Annotated in this window: 15 protein-coding genes; 11 read left to right on the plus strand and 4 right to left on the minus strand. The window is 39.0% G+C overall.

The window, feature by feature from the left end; genetic code table 11:
- Window positions 1-2: 2 nt before the first annotated feature.
- Genes trpD through trpE form a run of 4 tightly spaced genes read right to left on the minus strand, consistent with a single transcriptional unit; the run spans window position 3 to window position 4,034 of the window.
- On the minus strand, window positions 3-1,031 hold the full coding sequence (gene trpD / locus ED557_01635; protein RNC85499.1) for an anthranilate phosphoribosyltransferase: 1,029 nt from the start codon (window positions 1,029-1,031) through the stop codon (window positions 3-5).
- Window positions 1,031-1,591 carry an aminodeoxychorismate/anthranilate synthase component II gene (locus tag ED557_01640; GenBank protein ID RNC85500.1) on the minus strand — a complete coding sequence of 187 codons (561 nt, stop codon included), beginning with the start codon at window positions 1,589-1,591 and terminating at the stop codon, window positions 1,031-1,033. Before ED557_01640 ends, trpD begins: the two co-directional genes overlap by 1 nt.
- Window positions 1,591-2,577, minus strand: coding sequence for a tryptophan--tRNA ligase (gene trpS, locus ED557_01645; protein ID RNC85501.1), 987 nt, complete (start codon window positions 2,575-2,577; stop codon window positions 1,591-1,593). The genes ED557_01640 and trpS overlap by 1 nt, the downstream gene beginning before the upstream one ends.
- A complete protein-coding gene (gene trpE, locus ED557_01650; GenBank protein ID RNC85502.1) occupies window positions 2,574-4,034 on the minus strand; it encodes an anthranilate synthase component I in 1,461 nt (486 codons plus the stop codon). Before trpE ends, trpS begins: the two co-directional genes overlap by 4 nt.
- A gap of 320 nt (window positions 4,035-4,354) precedes the next feature.
- Here trpE and ED557_01655 point away from each other — a divergent pair, with 320 nt between their 5' ends.
- The 11 genes from ED557_01655 to ED557_01705 all read left to right on the plus strand — a co-directional run bounded on the left by ED557_01655 (window position 4,355) and on the right by ED557_01705 (window position 16,711).
- Window positions 4,355-5,194: a hypothetical protein gene (locus ED557_01655; GenBank protein RNC85503.1), complete on the plus strand. Its 840-nt coding sequence runs from the start codon at window positions 4,355-4,357 to the stop codon at window positions 5,192-5,194.
- Window positions 5,194-6,768: a hypothetical protein gene (locus tag ED557_01660; protein RNC85504.1), complete on the plus strand. Its 1,575-nt coding sequence runs from the start codon at window positions 5,194-5,196 to the stop codon at window positions 6,766-6,768. Before ED557_01655 ends, ED557_01660 begins: the two co-directional genes overlap by 1 nt.
- Window positions 6,769-6,827: 59 nt before the next feature.
- Complete coding sequence (locus tag ED557_01665) at window positions 6,828-7,805, plus strand: hypothetical protein (GenBank protein RNC85505.1); 978 nt, start codon at window positions 6,828-6,830, stop codon at window positions 7,803-7,805.
- A complete protein-coding gene (locus tag ED557_01670) occupies window positions 7,802-8,743 on the plus strand; it encodes a hypothetical protein (GenBank protein RNC85506.1) in 942 nt (313 codons plus the stop codon). The genes ED557_01665 and ED557_01670 overlap by 4 nt, the downstream gene beginning before the upstream one ends.
- Before the next feature lie 12 nt (window positions 8,744-8,755).
- Window positions 8,756-9,760 (plus strand): hypothetical protein, encoded by a 1,005-nt coding sequence (locus ED557_01675; GenBank protein ID RNC85507.1) that lies wholly within the window; start codon window positions 8,756-8,758, stop codon window positions 9,758-9,760.
- Complete coding sequence (locus ED557_01680; protein ID RNC85508.1) at window positions 9,761-11,164, plus strand: hypothetical protein; 1,404 nt, start codon at window positions 9,761-9,763, stop codon at window positions 11,162-11,164.
- Entirely contained in the window at window positions 11,161-12,669 is a 1,509-nt protein-coding gene (locus tag ED557_01685; protein ID RNC85509.1) for a DUF2334 domain-containing protein, read from the plus strand. Before ED557_01680 ends, ED557_01685 begins: the two co-directional genes overlap by 4 nt.
- Window positions 12,666-13,691 (plus strand): glycosyltransferase, encoded by a 1,026-nt coding sequence (locus ED557_01690; protein RNC85510.1) that lies wholly within the window; start codon window positions 12,666-12,668, stop codon window positions 13,689-13,691. Before ED557_01685 ends, ED557_01690 begins: the two co-directional genes overlap by 4 nt.
- A 15-nt stretch (window positions 13,692-13,706) precedes the next feature.
- On the plus strand, window positions 13,707-14,753 hold the full coding sequence (locus ED557_01695) for an AraC family transcriptional regulator (GenBank protein RNC85511.1): 1,047 nt from the start codon (window positions 13,707-13,709) through the stop codon (window positions 14,751-14,753).
- A 136-nt stretch (window positions 14,754-14,889) separates the two neighbouring features.
- Window positions 14,890-15,309 carry a nuclear transport factor 2 family protein gene (locus ED557_01700; GenBank protein RNC86140.1) on the plus strand — a complete coding sequence of 140 codons (420 nt, stop codon included), beginning with the start codon at window positions 14,890-14,892 and terminating at the stop codon, window positions 15,307-15,309.
- Window positions 15,290-16,711, plus strand: a complete 1,422-nt coding sequence (locus ED557_01705) for a class A beta-lactamase-related serine hydrolase (protein RNC85512.1) — start codon at window positions 15,290-15,292, stop codon at window positions 16,709-16,711. Before ED557_01700 ends, ED557_01705 begins: the two co-directional genes overlap by 20 nt.
- Window positions 16,712-16,721: the final 10 nt, after the last annotated feature.

Consider the following 16,721-nt stretch of genomic DNA (forward strand, 5'->3'; position numbering starts at 1 on the left):
GTTTAGGCCTCAACATTGTTTGTAGCTTCAACAAAGTTCTTGAACAGTTTTTTAGCTTTCCCGGATTCAAGGCTATCAATTGCCAGTTCTTTAGCTTCTTTTAGGGTATCCACTTTTCCTGATGCCTGGATTGCAAAGGTTGCATTTAGCAACACGATATCTTTTTGAGCATTTGTAGCGGTGTTATTCAAAATACCAGAGAATATTTCGGCATTTAATTCAGGTGTACCCCCTGTTAAGGTATCCATCCCAACTCTTTGGAATCCAAGTGATTCGGGAGCAAATGAAAATGCTTGTGAAGCTACACTATCTTTGACTTCAAAAATCTCTGCGTCTGAGGTTGTACTGATTTCGTCCAACCCATCATAAGAATTAAAAGTATAAGCAAACTCGGTGTCCAACTTAGCTAGAATGCGAACCATTTTTTGGGCCACATCTTTACTGAAAGCCCCAATCACATAACGGTTTACACCTGCAGGGTTAGAAAGTGGCCCCAGAATATTAAAGAAGGTTCTGAACCCAAGAGCTCTCCGTGCCGGCATCACATATTTCATAGCAGGGTGAAACATCGGAGCAAACATAAAGGCCATGCCTACTTCATTAAAAACCTTCTCAACCTCAGAAGCCCCCAATTCGATATTAGCTCCTAATTGAGCCAATACATCTGCACTCCCACATTGGCTTGATGCACTTCTATTACCGTGTTTAATAATAGGAACCCCAGCTCCAGCTGTAATTACCGCAGAAACAGTTGAAATATTGAACGTCCCGGACTTATCTCCACCTGTTCCAACTAAATCCACTGCTCCGGTAACATCCACATTTACTTTTGTGGATTTATTCCTCATTACCCGAACAAAGGAAGTGAGTTCATCAATGGTTTCACCCTTTATTCTCATAGCCGTTAAGAAACCTGCAACCTGCTCAGAACTAACTTCCCCATTCATTATCAGGTTTAATGCCAGTTCTGCCTCTTCAGAAGTAAGATCTTCTCCAAATGAAAGCTTTTCTAGTATCTCTTTAATTGTCATTATTGCCTTAACCAGTTTTTTAACATTTTTGGTCCTTCCGTAGTCAAAATACTTTCCGGGTGAAATTGGATTCCTTCTATTGGAAATTCTTTGTGCCTAACTCCCATTATGACCTCTCCTGATTTAGCTGTTACTTCTAAATCATCAGGAATAGTTGAAGGATCTAATACCAGAGAATGATAGCGGGTAGCAACGAAGTTTTCATCTACATTCTCAAAAATAGATTTGCCATCATGATCTACGTTAGACACCTTACCATGCATTAAGGTAGGAGCGTAAACTACTTTAGCTCCAAACACTTCACCAATAGCCTGATGCCCTAGACACACTCCTAATATTGGCGTTTCTTGTCCAAGTTCACGAATAATCTCTTCCGTTACACCAGCTTTATCTGGTCGGCCGGGACCTGGAGAAATGAGAATCTTATCCGGATTCAGAGCCTTGATTTCTTCCAAGGTCATCGCATCGTTTCTTACTACCTGATAATCATCTGTTTCAGCAGCTACTAGATGTACCAGGTTATAAGTGAAAGAATCATAGTTATCGATTATCAATACCATCAAAAGCTCCTTACGATTCCAGTAACTTCTCTTATTGGCTGCATCACACTTTCTGCCCTTTCTCTGGCTTTCTTTCCACCTTCAGCAAGTACATCTTTTACATAGCTCAGATCTTTTTCCAGTTCTTTCCTTTTCTCTAATGCAGGACCAAAATAATCTGTTATCATTTGATATAACTCAGTTTTTGCATGTCCATACCCATAGCCTCCCACTCGATATTTCTCAGCGATTACTTCCTGTCTGGATTTATCAGCAAAGAGCTTAATTAAAGCGAAAACATTATCGTTCTCAGGATCTTTTGGGTCTTCAAGGGGTGTTGAGTCCGTTTGGATACTCATTATGGTCTTTTTAAAAGCTTTTCCTCCTCCAAAAATTGGAATGGTATTCCCGTAGCTCTTACTCATTTTCTTGCCATCGGTACCTGGAACTACCGCAACGGATTTAACAATATAATCCTCTGGAATCACGAGGTATTCACCATCGTACATTCGGTTAAACTTTCCTGCCAAATCCCTGCAAATCTCGATATTCTGTTTCTGATCCTCTCCAACAGGTACTACATCCGAGTGGTAAATAAGAATATCAGCTGCCTGAAGGATTGGATAGGTAAACAATCCAATATTTGAGCTTAATCCAGCTGCGATCTTATCCTTATAAGAAACACCTTTCTCCATCAAACTTACCGGAGTAAGTGTACCTAGCATCCATGCTAACTCAGTAACCTGAGGCACATCTGATTGGGCAAAGAATGTGGCTTTATTTGGGTCTAATCCAAGAGCAAGGTAGTCCAGTGTTACATCTAACGTATTCTGGTACAAAACCTCTCCTTCTCTTAAAGAAGTAAGAGAATGATAATTGGCGATAAAAAAGAAGGCATCGCCTTCATCCTGCATGGCAATATGCTGTCGGATGGCTCCGAAATAATTACCTATATGAAGCTTTCCTGAAGGCTGAATACCTGATAGAATGGTTTTCTTCTTTGTCATTGAATATCTAGTGCTACGCTTAATGCCTGAACTAACGCTCCGGCTTTGTTTTGAGTTTCTTCAAATTCTTTTTGTGGATTGCTATCTGCAACTATACCTGCTCCGGCCTGAATATACACCTTGTTTCCGGTTACAACCATGGTTCTAATTGCAATACATGTGTCCATATTTCCGGAAAAATCGAAATAGCCTACCGCTCCTGCATAGATACCACGCTTAGTGGGTTCCATTTCATCGATAATTTCCATAGCTCGTATTTTAGGAGCTCCGCTTACCGTGCCAGCAGGGAAACCCTGCATTAATGCGTCTACCGAAGTCATACCATCCTGAAGACGCCCAACTACATCACTTACAATATGCATTACATGCGAATACCGTTCAATAACCTGGTTTCTTTCCAGTTTAACTGTACCTGCATCGCATACTCTGGAAAGGTCATTTCTACCCAAATCAACCAACATGATATGCTCTGCAACTTCTTTAGGGTCTGCTTTCAGATCTTCTTCTAGGGCCAGGTCTTCCTCATGTGTTTCTCCTCGGGGCCTGGTTCCGGCAATGGGCAGAACCCTTACCTCTTTATTCTGTACGCTCACCAAAACTTCAGGAGATGAACCAACGATTGTAAAACCTTCAAAATCGAGATAGAATAGATATGGAGATGGGTTAACCATTCTTAGTGCCCTATAAAGCATAAAAGAATCTCCTTCCATATCTGCTTCAAACCGTTGCGAAAGTACTACCTGGAAAATATCCCCTTCGTAAATGTATTCCTTTCCTTTCTCTACAATAGATTTAAAGTATTCCGGGTCAAGATTACTTTTTAAGGAATCCGGAAATATTTGGAAGTCCCGCCTTGAATAATCGGAATGCATTGCGGAAGCTTCCATCTTATCAAGGCAAGCTTGAGCATCATCAAAAGCTGCTTCTAGGTCATCTACCTCTTCTGTGAAAACGGTTTTAATCATTACAACCTGATGCTTTACATGATCGAAAGCAAAGATTTCATCATAAAATGACCAAATAGCTTCGGGAAGGCCCAGTTCATCTTCTGGTACATTTGGTAAGTGTTCTACCAGTCGAAACGTATCATAAGCAGAAAATCCAACTGCTCCTCCTGTAAGTCTGGGTAAATCGGGTATAAATGGCTCTGAGTAGGCAGTAGTAAGTTCTTTGAGCGTTTCGAAATACCCTTTTTCTAGCTCTACATGTTCACCCCTTTTTGTAAGACTAACTGATTCCCCGTCATACCCAAGTTGTTGATATGGATTCCTCCCAATAAATGAATAACGAGCCAGTTGCTCTCCTCCCTCTACCGATTCAAGAAGAAATGGAGCATCTGCCCCTTCTCTAATATTCAGAAACAATGAAACCGGCGTTAATACATCAGCTAATAGCCTTCGGTATACCGGAATAGCCGTATATGTGTTGCTGAGTTTTAAAAATTCGTTTTTGGTCATGCTTTAATGTTCAATCCTCTCTTCTTAACGCCATTAGTACGTGCCCGTAATGACGATGAGATTGTCCAGTATTTATTTCAAAAAAAAACCCACTCTTCCAGAGGAACAGTGGGTATTAATAAATTCATGATGTTAATTTCGAAAATGCAATTCGCCCACTGCTCTGTTAAGCGTTAGGCCACCACCAAGTACTGATATTTGCATTTCTGATTTTCATCGTGGACGAATATAGCGGGGCACTTTTCTAAATGCAATGCAAAAAACGAACAATTTTAATTGATCAAAGTCGTAGTGGACTTGGCATGAACTAATGCGTAACATTGGTTACAAAAAATCAAGAAGCTGTAGAATTGACCCCAAAGCCTGGCTATTCATTCCTGTATTTGTCCCTGCTCTTTTTATGGGCTTGTGATGCAACCACGAATCCTATTGATAATCTAGCATTATTCCCTGAAGTAGCAGGTATAGAGATCCCTATAGACTCTGTTGTATTTACTCGTTCTAATGGATTCGTTGACACTACTATCACTTTGCCTATCGAAGCCACCATCTATAATATTGACGGATCTTCTATTTTTGGATTTGTAGTAAGAGATATAAGCTCGTTGGCGGTGACCATAGAGGGGAGCTTAGATGCCTCATCAGAAGAAAACATGTTTACTGGTGAAGCAAATATTCCTACTTCTACCACAACCATCGAAAACCTTCTGATTGAAGTTTATGCTTTTGATGAATCCGGAAGAGGCGGTTACGCTCAAACTCCATTTTATATAGTTGGTTTCTCAAGTGAACCTCCAACAATAGTTAGAACTACAAGTCCTGGTACTATTATCAGACCAACTTCGGGATCTGTTCCTGCAGTCTTTACCGCTGAAGTTGCTGATTCTGATGGTAACGAAACTATTGAGAGAGTTTTTCTAAGAATAATCGATTTTGAAGATGGTGAGGTAGAAGGTTCACCTTTTGATATGGCTGATGATGGAGCATCACTTGGAGATAGTACAGCAAATGATAATACCTTTACTTGGTCGCTAGAAGTACCAGCAAATCCTTCAAGCGGAAGAATAGAACGTGATTTTGATATTGAATTCTTTGCACTTGATCAAGGTGGCTTATATAGCGACACAGTGAGAACCACCTTTAGCATAAGAGGGAATTGATGAAAAAGATTTTATTTGCAATCGCATCATTATTCTTCATTAGTCCTTCTTTCGCTCAAGTTGTTGGACCATCTCCATCAACCTTCAATAGCATCCGACAAAACGGGGTATCCTCTATCTCAGCGAATGGAGATACGGTCTGGACTAGCCCAGCACTTACCAGAAATATTGGAAATAGCCCTGACTGGTTTCGCCCTTCTGGTATCGATAGTATAGATAATGGTATTGGCAGGGTATTTTCGTTGTCCGTAAACCAAGATACTGTAGTTTCAGGTCTAGGATTTACCTCAGAAACACTAGCTGGTACTCAACCCGCGGGATATGGATACTATATTTCTGTTGATGGAGGCGAAAATTGGAGATTCAGTGAGTTTCTACTTGACCGGTTTATAGAAGGCGATACTACGTTTACTTATGGAGGTACTCTTTATACCCGAAAGAGAATCATCGTTCCTGAACAGTCCCCTCCTTATAATGTAGATTTTAAAGGGGATGTAATTTTTTCTGCTAACTGGGCTTCCGGATTATTAAGGAGTACAGACTTTGGACAAAGCTGGGAAAGAGTTGTACTTCCTCCTTTTGGAGAGTCTGAGTTAACTCCTGATAGAAACGATTATGTATGGATGGATTGCAGTGCAGTTCAGAATGGGACATGTATAGAATTCGAGAATATTTATAATAGCGTAGATGACGATAATCTCAAGGGGTTCGCGGTACATATCGACTCGCAAAATCGCGTTTGGTATGGTGGAGCTGGAGGAATTAATGTTTCAGAAAACGCACTCACCGCCCCTCTCGATAGCATTTCATGGAGAAACTCAAATACTGATGGATCTTCAACTGGAATTTTAGGAAGATGGATTATTGAAATCCGTGAAGACACTTCTAACGGAAGAATATGGATGACAAATTGGATAGCCGACTCAAATGATAGATTCGGAATTGTATTTACGGATGACGGAGGCCAGACTTTCGGACAGCGGCTTATCGGTCAAAAGATATTGGGAATAGGTTTTAAAGATGGGTATGTGTTCGCTGCAGGAGAAAACGGGCTATTTATATCACCCGATGGAGGAGATACCTGGCAGAAGAAAGGCCAGATAAAAAATCCTAATACTTTTCTTAAGAGTAGTGCTGAATTTCAGGCAATAACTGTAACTAATAACAGAGTTTGGATCGGAACTACTGATGGAATTATTTCTACGGATGATTTAGGAGAAACCTGGGAAATTACTCGTGTTAACTTCCCCCTATCCGGGGGGAACCAATATGATACTGATGCCGGAAGTGTAGATACCTACGCCTACCCTAATCCATTCTCTCCTACTCAGCACGAACTTGTCCGTATTCGATTTGAGGCTTCTAACTCTGGTGACATACAGGTAAGAATCTTTGATTTTGGAATGAACCTTGTCAGAGAGTTGGATTCATATACCGCCACAAGTCCGGGGAGCTATGAAGCGATTTGGGATGGAGTAGACGGAAAAGGCCGAAGAGTTGCCAATGGACCCTACTTCTACCAGGTGAAAACATCCGGAAATACTGTCAATGGTAAAATATTACTCATCGAATGATTAAGCATTTTAGACACATATTAATCATTGGACTATTAGGCGCTTGTTTTTCAACAAGCGTGATTGCACAAAATGGTGGATTCGCCGGAGCTGCCAGCAGGTTGGGCTTTGGGCCAAGAGGTATTTCGATGGCTAATGCTTTCTCTGCTTCAACATCAGAAGGTATTTACCCATACTATAATCCGGCATTAGCTGCTGAAACTGTAGGATTCAACCAATTAGACCTTGCTGTTTCGTCCCTGGAATTCGACCGGGTTTACCAAAACCTGGGAGCAAATTTTAAACTCCCTCCCAATGCAGGAATTTCATTCGGAATTATAAGATCAGGGGTAAAGGATATCGATGAACGTACACTGAGCGGCTATCCACTAGGCAATTTTGATGTTTCGGAATATCAGATATTCACCACCTTTGGGATAAAATTCAGCAACAAATTTAACGCAGGTATCGGTTTTAAATTGAACTATGCAAATTACCATGAAGATCTCCAGGCAGCAACTGCGGTCGGCATAGATTTCGGCATACTCTACAAAATCAGTCAAAAGCTTAACGCTGCCTTTGTGATACAGGATATGTTTGCCAATTATACCTGGAACTCCTCTGAGTTGTATGGACTGGCACAATCAAGAAATGTAGTTAATACCTTCCCTACCCGGTTTAAATGGTCATTATCCTATGAAACTAATGATTTTGCTGTAGCTGGTGAATATGAGATCCAGTCTTATCTCTCGGAAAGAATTAATTATGATGTATTTGTTCAAGGAACCACGACTTCGATTATTGAAACTACCGAAGAAATCTCGACAAGCTCAGGAATTTTCAGGATGGGTGGATCATGGAAAGCTCATAAGCGGTTTTCACTTAGAGGAGGATACAGATTTAGTGATTTAACGAATTCAAATAGCGGTTCTTTAAGTACAGGATTCTCCGTGTACTTACCGTTTGATGCTTTATCTCCTTCCATCGACTACGCTTTTGTAATTGAACCTTATCAGGTTGCAAACATGCATGTTTTTGCCCTACGTTTACATTTATGAGAATCATAATAGTCACATTAGTACTTATAGTTATCCCCCACTATTCAATGGCTCAGGAAAGTGGATTAAAGCTATTGAATATTGGACCGACTGCATTCGAACTTGCATTATCGGAAGCTACAGTTGCAACCCCAAATGGAGCTCCTTCTCTTTATTCCAATCCGGCTTTATTATCAATGGCAGAAACTACCACACTAGGTTTGGGATATACCAACTGGATTTCTGATTCAAATAACTTATTTGGCGGGATAAATCTTAAAAAGAATCGTCGTGCCGTCGCTTTTTCATTTTATACTTCTGGAGTTTCAGGATTGGAGCAAAGAAATGGACCAGGAGAGTCTAACGGTGATTTTTCAATTCAATATGTTGCTATATCAGGTGCTTACTCTTATGATTTTGATTACTTCTCGGCAGGCATTTCGGGACACTATCTAAATGAAGAAATATTTCCTTTTAGGGCTACTGGATACGCAGTTAGTCTTGGGCTTGCAAGTGAACTCTTTAATGATAGACTTACTTTAGGAGCTTCTCTGCTTAACCTTGGCGAAATGGAAGAGTTGAATCAAATTGCCACTGATTTACCAAGTAGTTTCAATGCTGGTTTCGCCATAGACTTAATCAGCTTCACCCATAAAAAAGCAAAAGAATTGCCTGTCTCTATTAGGATGATGGCCGACTATGTAATGCCATTAGACACAGAAGACCAAACCAATGTACAAGACTATAACCCTGACGAAAGCTACATAAATGTGGCTGCTCTTTTTGAAGTTGCTGAGGTTGTTCAAATCCAAACGGGCTATAAAACCGGAGATAATACCCGCCCTATTTCATTTGGTATTGGACTTATTACCGAGAAAGTAACATTCAATTATGCATTAATTCCTTTTAATACCGGTTTTGGCACTGTACATTCTGTTGGCTTGCAATATCAATTGTAGTACAGACGGTTTATGGAAGTATCTTCTCTAAAGGAGATGTATCAAAAGGTTAATGAAAAAGCACATACAGTTTTTGTAGTGCCGTTAATTCGATACAATTTTCCTAAAACAGATTATCTATTCCTGCTATATGAATCTTTATTCTCTGAATACAAGATTTTAAGTATTAGTGTATTCGCGCATATTCGGTTTGCGATCACTCCCTTATTTAATAGGAAGACTATCTTGCATTACCACTGGGTTGAATTTCAGGATGCTAAGTCATTATTTGGCATGCCTTATAAGCTGCTATGTATTGCACTTTACAGGCTTTTTGGGGGCAAAATTGTGTGGACGGTTCACAATCTAAAACCACATGATCAAAAATTTCTCGCCTTACATCATACGATTCATAAGTGGATGGCTAAGATATCGTCGGTTATCCATGTACATTCAAAGCATCAGATACCTCAGGTAAGTGATTACTATCAACAGCCTAAAGAAAAATTTGTAGTCTTACCTCATCCCGTGTTTCCATCCGAAATTAAACCACAGCAAGAAGCAATCGATAAGATCAGGAGAGAGTATTTCCTTGGAACAGATATGTTCAAAAGTCCCATTTTTTTGATTTTTGGTGGAATTAGTGAATACAAAGGTATTCAGGATGTTATTGATATTCTAAAAGAGCAAAACGAAGAGTTTACGCTTATTCTGGCTGGATATATGAAAAAAGGCCAGGAACATGTTCATAGGTATATAATGCAGCATACCAGCCAGGATGAAAGAGTAAAATACATACCCAGATTTATCCCCGAGGAGCACTACCCTTTTCTTCTAAGTGCCGCCGATATATGTGTATTCAATTATAATGAGATTTTAAACTCAGGTGGAATTCAAATGGCTCTTTCCTACCAAAGAAAGATAATAGCACCCATGAAACCTGGCTTATTGGATTTTAAAAAACATCCCCTGGTTTCTCTTTTCGAGACAAAAGAAGAGTTAAAAGAATTACTGAGTTCAACCCTTAGCCGTGGTTAATTGCCGACTATAAAAGAAAAAATAACCCACATTTTTCTTGGTGATTTCATAGGAAAGGGAATCGGATTTATTACAAGTATCTATTTAGCAAGGGTATTAGGAACTGAGGCCTTTGGTATTATTACGATCGCTCTTTCCTATGCAGGGTACTGTGCATGGGCTTCAGATATGGGCCTTAGTACTATTGGATCAAGAGAAATAGCAAAGCCTGTTGATCAAAGAAACTATAACAGTAAACAAGTGTTGCTGGCCAAATTTATGCTGGGGATTTTAATTTCCCTCCTTGGTTTTGCGATCATCGAATTCCTAAATCTATCGAACGAAGAGAAAAAGATTTTCCAGTTATATACGCTTTCTATCATACCTATTTCATTGATACTTGAGTGGCACTATAACGGCTTACAACGGTACGGTACGGTAGCTATTTCAAGAGTATTGACCTCTTCGGTATATCTTATCCTTGCTGTCATTTTTATCCATTCCGCTACCGATATTGAAAAAGTGCCCCTCTTTTTTATTGCTGGTTTAATTGCTTCTGCCGTTTTTCTCGGACTCATAAACTTGAAGCAACCTATACTCAAACTCCCATTCGGAGATTTTGGGCAACTAAAAAAATTATACCATAATGGTTTTCAAGTAGGTATTGGCTCTTTTTTCACTAATATGATGCAATACTTACCTCCTATAATCATAGGATGGTTTTTAACCGCTTCTGACGCCGGACTATATGGAGCGGCAATGCGCATGATACTTGCCGCAATGATTATTGACCGAATATTTGTTCAGTTACTCCTACCAAATTTATCTTCTCAATGGGTTGTAAACCGGGATCTTGCTATAGAAAACATGCAATATACTTCTACCTGGTTAATCGTAATTGGAACAAGTTTATCAATAGGAATAGCCATATCCGCTCCTTTTATCATCGATCTTTTTTATGGTCTGGAATATGCTGAAAGTACTGTGTTACTTTCCACATTATGCATTTTCCTCTTTCTCACTTTCCTGAACAGCCTAAGTGCATTTGGATTAGTAGCCATTGGAAGAGACCATGAATTCCTTAAATCTACTCTGCTAGCTGGAGCAGTGGCATTAATTCTTTATGTAGGTGCGGGATTCTCTAAAAATCTTACTCTGATCGTAGCTATGGTGTCGGTTGCAGAGTTGATTTTTGTGATCGCTTCACTATACTACTTCAAAAAGTATGTCAAGATCAGCATCATACATCCAATTATTTTCACCATCTCTTTAGGAATCGGTCTGTATTATCTTAGCACGTTAGTTTCGATGCCTCCCTTGGTTGAGGGATTCATTGCCGCTATAGTTATGGTACCTATCCTTTGGCTTGTAAGAGTATTAGATCATGATCACTTTAACTGGTTCAAATCAAAAATTCTTAGATGAGTAGAAGGCTTTGCATAGGAGTTTTAGGTCTTACCTCAGGGTGGAAAACCATTCTGGATCAAATTGGATGCTGGTTTGAAGAACTCCATGAGGTACCTGAAGACTCAACTTCTTATTCTCTTCTTATAATTAATAAATCACCTTCTGAGAAAGAGCTTCATTCTATACAATTATTTATTTCCAGTGGAGGGGCAGTACTTAAGACTATAAAAGCTCTTGACGATTATACACCAGCAAATAAATTAACGAGGATATACAATAACGATTCTCCTCTATTTCTTACGCACCTTCCCTACCTGGATATTTACCACCAGCAGAGCAATGATTCACTTGCTGATTTATATGACTTTGAGAATGATTTTATTTGTTCTCTTAAAATAGCACCGGATGACCAGGTAACTGATCGAAGTTATACAAGAAAACGCTTCTTCTATAAACAAGGTAGACATCCAGATGAACTGGTCAGCAAAACTTCTAAGCATGAGCTAACAGAGCTTGTTCTTTCTTTAATCAAAGAACTTCATTTTAGCCAATCTCTCCCTTTTATCAATAAATGGCATTCTCCTGAAGTAACACCTGTTTTCGCATTCCGAATCGATAGTGATTATGGCGATAAAACTTCCATAGAGAAACTTTATGAACTCGGCGCACAACACGAGATTCCAATCACGTGGTTTCTACATGTCGAGGCTCATGAAGATTGGCTTTCAACATTTAAAGATTTCGAAGGACAGGAATTAGCTCTTCATGGCTACGAACATGGGACTTCTACTTCTTATGAGCATGTGATCAATAATATCGAACTCGGATTACAAAAATTAATTGATGAAGGTATTGAGCCAAAAGGTTTTTGTGCTCCTTATGGAATCTGGAATTCGACTCTTGAGGAAGTTCTTCAAAAATACTCTTTCGAATATACTTCAGAGTTCACAGTTGGTTATGATGGACTCCCTTTTTATCTGGATTCGAATTCAGATACCCTCCCTATTCAAATTCCCATCCATCCTATTTGCACCGGGAGCTTAAGTAGAAAACGGGTTTGTGAAAATGAGATGACTATCTATTTTGAAAAGGTTCTAGAAAGCAAATTAGTACGCTCCTTCCCTGTTATATTTTATCATCACCCACTCCAACAGGGATTAGCTGTTTGGGATACGATTTTCAAAAAGGTAAATAAGCTAGGCTTAACAAAGCTTAGCTTTTTGGAATATTCAGGATTCTGGAAGGAACGTTTATTGAATAAGTATGAAGCTTATTTCGACACTTCTAATCAGGAGTTATCTTTTTCAACTGAATCTGAAGGGTTGATTTATCAAAAATCTTTTGATCATAACAACTTTGAGTTGATTTCAATAGATGAAGCAAGCAACATTGAAATATTAGCCAGAGAATCTTATCAGAAACTTTCCCATCAACCTATTAACGAGCTCAAGGAACTTACTTCTTCAACATTCCAATTGCTTAAAACTTCTATCTTAGACTGGAGAAATAGAAAAAAACTATGAAAGTCGGATTTATAGCTCCTTTATCTATTGTTGCAGTTAACGGCGGGGTAAGAACTCAAGCTCATCAAACAGCGAAAAACCTTAAAAATCAGGGAGTAGAGGTTGATTTCATCTCTCCATGGCAAGATTCTTTAGATGTAGATCTGGTTCATATTTTTACTGCAAGCCCTGAAACATTAGGGATAATTAAAAGGTGTTCTGAAATTGGTATTAAAACTGTTCTTTCGCCGGTGTTCTTTTCTACAAGACCCGCAAAGGATATCTCTCTTAAGCTTAAGCTAGAGAGAACTGCTTCAAAATTAGGCTCTGGCATTAGTTCGGAATACGGAATTAAAGCTCAGATATGTAATCTTGCCGACAAAGTGGTCCCAAATACACAGGAAGAAGCTGACTTGATAATCCAGGCTTTTGATGTTTCAGCTAAAAAAGTTCATGTAGTTCCAAATGGCGTTGAAGAACGATTTAAAGATTCTAGCCCGGATCTCTTCATAAAAGAGTATGGCCTGAAGGAATTCGTTCTTTTTGCAGGTCATGCCGGGGCACAGCGCAAAAATGTAATCAAGCTTCTGGAAAGAGCGAAAGACATACCAGAACCAGTTGTTATTATTGGTTCCTTTTATGATGACGACTATGGAGCTTCGTGCAAAAAACTTGCTCAAACTTCTAATGTTACGCTTATCGAAACTCAGGAACATGACTCTGAGCTTCTTGCTTCAGCTTATGCTGCTTGTAATACCTTCATCCTACCTTCCTTGTTCGAAACTCCCGGGATTGCTGCTATGGAAGCTGCACTAGCCAAGGCCAATATTGTTATTACAAGGTATGGTGGAACAAAGGAATATTTCGGAGATTTGGCAGAATATATAGATCCCCAATCCTCTGAATCGATAGTCAAGGGGATAAATAAGTCATTAACAAAGCCTGAATCATCTAATTTAAGAGACCATATTTTGCAACATTATACATGGTCAAGAGTAGCCGAACTCACTGCTGAAGTTTATAATACCGTAAGTAAGTTTTAAGAGCTTTTAAAACCAATGAATATTGAAAATCCTGCGTTATTCTTCTTTAGTGCCATTGGGGCATTCAATGGACTATTCCTAAGTACCTATTTTGCGTTCTTTATCAAGGAGAAAAACCAAACTACGTTACTCCTTGCCGGTACTTTATTAATGGTGAGTATAAGAGTAGGGAAATCAGTGTTCCTCAATTTTAATCCATTAATCTCGAATATTTTCATTCAAATAGGACTTATCGCATGTGGATTAATCGGGCCATTCCTTTTTCTATATATAAAAAGTGTAATGTCGAAGAAACAGATCCATATCGGATATATACTTGGGCATATCCTCCCCTGGCTTATTGCGCTAATTATTCTTTCCTATTACTACCCTTATCATGAGTTCAGGCATATTTGGAGAGGTTTTTTGGTACGAAGTATTTATACACAATGGGTCTTATACATTTTGCTATCAGCAGTTATAGGCAGAGGGCTCTTTATCAAGCTGTTCAAAAAAGAAGAGAAACTTTCCGTTGGTGAGGTCTGGAGTATTAACATCTTGGTGGGAATATTTTTGATTTGGCTGGCCTACTATACCAGTGGCTATACCTCCTATATCATGGGAGCACTCACATTTTCATTCATCTTCTACTTATCAGCTCTGCTCTGGTTTTTCAAAGTCAGGAATAACCCTCTTTATTTTGAGACTCCAATGAAATACTCCAATCGAAAAATCCCTGAGAATGAAGCCAAAGAATTTTCTTCCAGGCTAGAATTGGTTTTTATTGAAGGTGAGGTTTTTAAGCAGCCTGATCTAAAAATTGCTGATGTTGCTTCTCAATTGGAAGTCTTGCCTCATTATCTTTCTCAGTTTCTTAATGATAACCTTGGTAAGAGTTTTTCGGCTTTCGTTAATGAATACAGGATCAAAGCTGCTGAAAAACTACTTAGAGAAAATTCTATCCTGACTTTAGAAGCAATTGGAAAGGAAGCTGGTTTCAGATCTAACTCATCTTTCTATAGTGCTTTTAAGAAGGTACATGGGATCACCCCGGCCCAATACAAGAAGTCTTTCGAGAGCTAAGGTGAATTTGGGATAAGAAAGATCTTATCCCAAATTCACTTTTTAGCAATTTTCTTCGAATTTATAAATCCGAAGTCCTTTCCTAAATAATAAGCTTCATTTTTTGTCATTTTCCCGAAAACTAAAAATCGGAGAAATGAAACAGACTATACTTCTACTCATCTTTTTTGCTGTTAGTACAACAGTCTATGCCCAAACAGAAACAGAAGCGATTCAAAATACTTTGCTGGATTATATCGAAGGCACTGCTAATGGGGAAGCAGATCGCCTCAAAAGAGCCTTTCATGAAGAGCTTAACTTATATAGTATCCAGAACGGTGAGCTCAGAGTACTTCCCGGAGAGACTTATATCACCTATTTTGAAAACGGTGAAAAGCGAGATAGAATCGGAAAAATCTTATTCATTGATTATGCGAATGATGCTGCTTCAGCAAAAATCGAGATCATTACTCCAGGACGTAAACGAGTTTATACAGACTACCTTCTTCTACTCAAGATCAAAGGAGAATGGAAAATCATACACAAGTCATACACTTATGAGAGTTACGATGACTAAAAAGACTCTTCTTCTCATACTTCTATTTTCTTACCTACCCTCTTTTTTACATCAAATCTGGGCCCAGGATTTAAGTGAGCTTGAGGCAAGGCTTGATTCAGTGATCGAGATGAATATGGAATCCAGTCACACTCCTGGATTAGCTTACATCCTGGTAAAGGATGGAGAAGTAGTATTGAAGAGAGGTTATGGTTTTACCACTCTGGGCGAGGCAATAGAACATGTCAATCCGGATTCTACCATTTTTCGAATTGGATCTGTTACAAAGACTTTTACTGCTCTTGCATTACTCCAATTGGTAGATGATGGAAAAATAAACCTTCATGTAGATGTAAACAAATACCTGACTTCTATTCAGGTTCCGAATTCTTATGAAGCACCCATTACTGTTCATCATTTACTGACACATACTGCTGGTTTTGATGAAATAAATGGACGCAGAGTTTTTTCTGAAGATCAATTAATTCCACTTGATGAGTTTCTTGAAGACCGACTAATAAGAGTTAGAGAGCCAGGAGGATTCATTTCATATTCAACCTACTCAATTGCATTAGCTGGGTTAATTGTTGAAGAGGTTTCGGGGATGGATTTAGAAAGGTATATGAAGACAAAAATCTGGGAACCTTTGGAAATGACTATGACCAGCATTGAACCACCAGAAAGTCATCATCCATTTATTGCAGAAGGCTATGAATATAGAAACGGTGTAAATGTCCCACAACCCTGGGAATGGTACCATACTTTTCCTGCCTCCTCAATCAATAGTACGGTTACCGATATGGCTCAATACATGTTGATGCTCCTCAATAAAGGTAGCTGGAATAACAATACTATTTTGAGCAACGAAATGGCTATGAATATGCAGACGAACCAGTCAAACATTCATCAGGAAGTTGAAGGTTTTGCCTATGGCTTTTACGAAGACTTTATTAGCGGTTTAACAGCCTACAGTCATGGCGGAGATATGCTAGGTTACAGTGGGTATCTGTCATTAGTTCCTGAACTTAATATGGGGATATATGTGGTTCACCACCATGAAGGAAGCCGATTACGCTTCAATGTACTTTCAACAGTAATGGAGTATTTTGGACATACAAATGAATCCAATCATTCTGAATTCGAGATGAGGTTAAAATCCGATCTAAGTAAATTCGCTGGTAATTACAGATGGAGTACCTATTGTCATTCTTGTACAAATAGCTGGCTACCAGATTTAGAAGTCTTGACCGTAAATGATGATTATACGCTTAGTGGATTTGGGAGAACTTTTTTCCAGGTATCACCAAACCTATTTAGAAGTACTGACGGACTTAGAACTATGGGATTTAAAGAAGAGAAAGATGGGAGCATCAAATATATGTCAATGGGGAATACTAGCACTTTTGAAAAAGTAGATGATTAATGTGATTCAA

The organism is Balneola sp. (assembly GCA_003712055.1).
Classification (GTDB): domain Bacteria; phylum Bacteroidota; class Rhodothermia; order Balneolales; family Balneolaceae; genus RHLJ01.